6 protein-coding genes are annotated in these 3,922 nt (G+C 73.9%); 4 read left to right on the top strand and 2 right to left on the bottom strand.

Translation table 11 applies throughout. From position 1 onward, the window contains the following. Positions 1 to 83: 83 nt before the first annotated feature. Both E1211_RS31125 and E1211_RS31120 read right to left on the bottom strand, forming a co-directional pair. Positions 84 to 1,154, bottom strand: coding sequence for a PHP domain-containing protein (locus E1211_RS31125; RefSeq protein WP_132353659.1), 1,071 nt, complete (start codon positions 1,152 to 1,154; stop codon positions 84 to 86). 29 nt (positions 1,155 to 1,183) lie between these two features. Continuing rightward, on the bottom strand, positions 1,184 to 1,921 hold the full coding sequence (locus E1211_RS31120) for a M23 family metallopeptidase (protein ID WP_132353657.1): 738 nt from the start codon (positions 1,919 to 1,921) through the stop codon (positions 1,184 to 1,186). A 61-nt stretch (positions 1,922 to 1,982) separates the two neighbouring features. Here E1211_RS31120 and E1211_RS31115 point away from each other — a divergent pair, with 61 nt between their 5' ends. The 4 genes from E1211_RS31115 to E1211_RS31105 all read left to right on the top strand — a co-directional run bounded on the left by E1211_RS31115 (position 1,983) and on the right by E1211_RS31105 (position 3,908). Further along, a complete protein-coding gene (locus E1211_RS31115) occupies positions 1,983 to 2,375 on the top strand; it encodes a hypothetical protein (protein ID WP_371686228.1) in 393 nt (130 codons plus the stop codon). A 76-nt stretch (positions 2,376 to 2,451) separates the two neighbouring features. Next, entirely contained in the window at positions 2,452 to 2,619 is a 168-nt protein-coding gene (locus E1211_RS32845) for a hypothetical protein (RefSeq protein WP_165947379.1), read from the top strand. A 124-nt stretch (positions 2,620 to 2,743) separates the two neighbouring features. Further along, on the top strand, positions 2,744 to 3,271 hold the full coding sequence (locus E1211_RS31110) for a tRNA adenosine deaminase-associated protein (RefSeq protein ID WP_132353655.1): 528 nt from the start codon (positions 2,744 to 2,746) through the stop codon (positions 3,269 to 3,271). Between the two features lie 184 nt (positions 3,272 to 3,455). Next, on the top strand, positions 3,456 to 3,908 hold the full coding sequence (locus tag E1211_RS31105) for a nucleoside deaminase (protein WP_207915581.1): 453 nt from the start codon (positions 3,456 to 3,458) through the stop codon (positions 3,906 to 3,908). Positions 3,909 to 3,922: the final 14 nt, after the last annotated feature.

Here is a 3,922-nt window from a genome sequence, read left to right as displayed (position 1 = left end):
CCCCACCCACCCCCGGTGATCAAGAGCCTTGCGTCAGATCAGGCGCCCGCCGTGACGGCGACCTCTTGATCACCGGGATGGGGTCAGGCGTGGGAGTGGGCCCAGTCGACGAGCTGCTCCGCCGGCCAGGTGTTGATCACGCGGTCGGCGGGGACGCCGCAGCGGGCCGCGCGCTCGCAGCCGAACCGCTGCCAGTCCAGCTGACCGGGCGCGTGGGCGTCGGTGTTGATGGCGAAGCGGCAGCCCGCCTCCAGCGCGCGGCGGATCAGCCGCTTCGGTGGGTCCTGCCGCTCCGGCCGTGAGTTGATCTCCACGGCCACGTCGTGCTCCGCGCAGGCGGCGAAGACGGCGTCCGCGTCGAAGTCGCTCTCCTTGCGGGTACGGGCCCGGTGCCCACGGTCGCCCGGCCCGGTGACACCGGCCGGTCGGGAGGAGACCATCCGCCCCGTGCAGTGCCCGAGGACGTCCAGGTGCGGGTTGGCGATCGCGGTCAGCATCCGCCGGGTCATCTTCGCCCGCTCGTCGTTCAGGCCGCTGTGCACCGAGCCGACCACCACGTCGAGTCGCGCCAGCAGCTTCTCGTCCTGGTCGAGGGAGCCGTCGGCGAGGATGTCCACCTCGATGCCGGTGAGGATCCGGAACCCCTCGGGAAGCGCCTCGTTCACCTTCCGCACGTGGTCGAGCTGGCGGCGCAGCCGGTCGGCGGTCAGCCCCCTGGCAACCGTCAACCGGGGCGAGTGGTCGGTCAGCACCACGTACTCGTGCCCCAGCTCCACCGCGGCCAGCGCCATCTCCTCGATCGGCGATCCGCCGTCCGACCAGTCGGAGTGCGTGTGGCAGTCGCCGCGCAGCGCCGTACGCAGGGCGGTCGCCTCGGCGTCCAGGTCGCTGCCCTCGGTGGCGAGCAGTCGGCGCAGGTAGACCGGTTCCTCGCCGGTGAGCGACTCGGCCACGCAACGGGCCGTGACGTCGCCGACGCCGGAGAGTTCGGTGAGGGTGCCGGCCCTCGCCCGCTCGGCCACCTCCGTCGCCGGCAGGGCGGCGAGCGTCTTGGCCGCGGACCGGAACGCCCGCACCCGGTAGGTCGCCTCGTTCGCCCGCTCCAGGAGGAACGCGATCCGCCGCAGGTCGGCGATGGGGTCCCGGGCTTTCATTCCGTCGAACCTAGTCGCCGCGGCGTCGATCAGGGAGCCTTCGGGCAGCCGTGCCGCCGCTGCCAGGCGGTGACCTCGGCGGCCGGGCCCCGGTTGCCACCCTTTCGCCACGAGTCGAGGTAGCGCGCCGGCCAGATCACGCCACGCCGGATCCACCAACCGTCCTGACCCGAGCAGCGCGGGGAGATGCCGAAGTGCAGGTGGCAAACGTTGTTCGCATTTCCCGTCCGGCCCACCTCACCCAGCTTCTGACCGGCGCCGACCCGGACGCCGGCGGCCACGCCACCCGCGATCGCGCTCAGGTGCGAGCCGTAGTACCGCACCCCGTCGTCACCGAGCAGGGACACCGACAGCCCGCCGTTGTTCGGCCCGAGCGGGCCCCGCTTGTCGAACCGGTCCACCCGGCTCACCTCGAGGATCGTCCCGTCGGTGACCGCGACGACCGGCTCACCGCAGTCGGCGAAGATGTCCGTCGCCGGGTAGCCGGAGTGGGTCTTGTGGTAGGCGACCTTGCCGGAGCGGACCGGGAAGACGTGCCGGGAGTCGAGGCGGGGGGTAGCCGGCGGCGCCGCAGTGCTGCGCGGCGGGACCGAGCCGGTCGGATCCGGTGCGGCGGGCTGGTCCGCGCTGGCCGGTGCGCCCGGTGGGCTCGGTGTCGTGCCGCCGGGCGGCACCCCCGGTCGGGTCGACGCGCAGCCCGCCGCGAGGAGCGCGGTGAGGAGCAGCGGGACCGGGTACGCGCGGCGTCTGATCGTCGGCGACGGCATCCGGTCATCCTGGCAGAGTCGGTACGGTGGAACGAGCGTTCCGGCCGAGGGGAGGCGAGGCGTGACGAGCGGGCAGCAGCCCCTTCCGTACGACCCGGGTGCCGGGTACCGGCCACCGGCGCGTATCCCCTCGGGGCTCTTTCCGGCCGGGCCGCCCGCCCGGCCCACCTACCGCGAGCCGCACCCGGTCACCGGGATCGGCGTGGCGGTGGGGGGCGGCGCGACCGCCGTCTGGCTGGTGCTGTTCGGGCTGCTCGGCACCGATGTCGCGAGCTACGCCTGGTGGACGTTGCTGGCCGGGCTGCTGGCCTGGCTCGCGGCCCTGGTGCTGGTCCGCCACGGCGATCGGGGGGCTGCCGCCGGGATCGCCATCGTGACCGCCGGCGGGTGGAGCATCGCCGCCGCGGTGGTGGCCGTACGGTGGGCGACCAGCGGGAACTGGCCGCTCTGGTGACTGCGTCGCGTGGTCGGTCGGCTGCGCTCCGGAACCCGGCTTGACGTGCGCCGGTGGACTCGGCACGCTCGGCGTCATGGCCTGGACCACACCGCGGCTCGACCCCGAACGCAGCCGCCGCCGCCTGCAACTCCTCGCCGATCTGGCCGGGGCCCGGGCGGTACGCCAGCGCGAACGCCCGCAACGGCTGCGTACCGAGCGGCTGCGGCAGCTCATCGCCACGAGGCGGCGGCTGGCCGGCTGAGACGGCCATGACTTTGTCAGGATTGACAGGCCCTTCGGGGCGTTGACCGGCCGCCCGCCGACCCGACCGGCTAACGTGCACGCGTAACGAGGCGGCGTGCTGTGCCGAGGTAATTGGGGGGAACGTGTCGTACTTCGCTGCGGCCGTGGTGCGCGTTGAGGGCGACTGGACGGCCGCCGAGGTGAACCTGCGAGGGGCCGCCGACATCGACGAGGTCGCGGATCGGCTGCGGGACGTCGATCAGGACGCCGACCTGTCGCTGCTCTTCGTCGAGGCCGACGACACATACCTGGTGATCATGCGTCTCGACGAGGGTGAGGACCTGCGCGTCTTCGGCTCCGACTCGGCGTACGCGGAGGAGTCCCGGCTGGGCGCGCTGCTCGTCGGTGACCTGAAGACCTCCGTCACCGGGCTGGACGAGGTGGACGAGCCCCGCTCCGGCGGCGGTGGCGAGGAGGAGAGCGAGCAGCCGGCCGTCGACCCCGAGGCCGATCCGGTCGGCGACGCGGACCTCCTCGCCGACCTCGGGATCTCCGCGCAGAAGCTGCTCTCGCTCTGCGCCGAGGAGGGGCTGCTGCCCGCTGACGTGACCGCCGAGGTCTGCCAGGTGCTGGGCTGCGCCGACGAGGTCGAGGAGCTGCGTGAGGTCTGAGCCGGCGGGTGACGCGCCGCTTCTCCCCTCGGGTGGTGAACCGGCGGACGCCACCGATCCGGCCTTCGAGACCGTACGCCCCGGGCAGCCCACGCCCGGCCGCGTCGGGCGGGTCGGGCCGGGTGCCGACGAGGGACTGGCCGATCCGGGCGAGCCGGGACGGCGGCAGCGACACGAGCTGTGGATGCGCCGGGCGCTGGAGGTCGCGGTCACCGGCCCGGCGACCGGCGGCCCCGGTGACGGCGACACCGCCGTCGAGGACGTGCCGGTCGGCGCGGTGCTCTACGGGCCGGACGGGACCGAGCTGGCCGTCGGGCGTAACGAGCGCGAGCTGACCGGCGACCCGACCGCGCACGCCGAGGTGCTGGCGCTGCGTCGGGCGGCGCAGCGACTGCGGCGGTGGCGGCTGGAGGGCTGCACGCTGGTGGTCACGCTGGAGCCCTGCACGATGTGCGCCGGCGCGTTGGCGCTGGCCCGGGTCTCGACAGTGGTCTTCGGCGCCTGGGAGCCGAAGACCGGCGCGGTGGGCTCGCTCTGGGACGTGCTGCGCGATCGCCGGCTCAACCACCGTCCCGAGGTCTACGGCGGAGTGCTGGAGAACGAGACCTCCGCCGTGCTCCGCGCCTTCTTCCGCTGAACCCCGCCCTACCC

It is taken from the genome of Micromonospora sp. 15K316, assembly GCF_004348525.1.
GTDB lineage: Bacteria > Actinomycetota > Actinomycetes > Mycobacteriales > Micromonosporaceae > Micromonospora.
This window is presented reverse-complemented; position numbering and strand designations above follow the sequence as displayed.

Excerpts from the sequence above, each read along its gene's own strand:
- E1211_RS31125 (WP_132353659.1), bottom strand. The coding sequence starts at position 1,154 with ATGAAAGCCCGGGACCCCATCGCCGACCTGCGGCGGATCGCGTTCCTC.
- E1211_RS31120 (WP_132353657.1), bottom strand. The coding sequence starts at position 1,921 with ATGCCGTCGCCGACGATCAGACGCCGCGCGTACCCGGTCCCGCTGCTC.
- E1211_RS32845 (WP_165947379.1), top strand. The coding sequence starts at position 2,452 with ATGGCCTGGACCACACCGCGGCTCGACCCCGAACGCAGCCGCCGCCGC.
- E1211_RS31105 (WP_207915581.1), top strand. The coding sequence starts at position 3,456 with ATGCGCCGGGCGCTGGAGGTCGCGGTCACCGGCCCGGCGACCGGCGGC.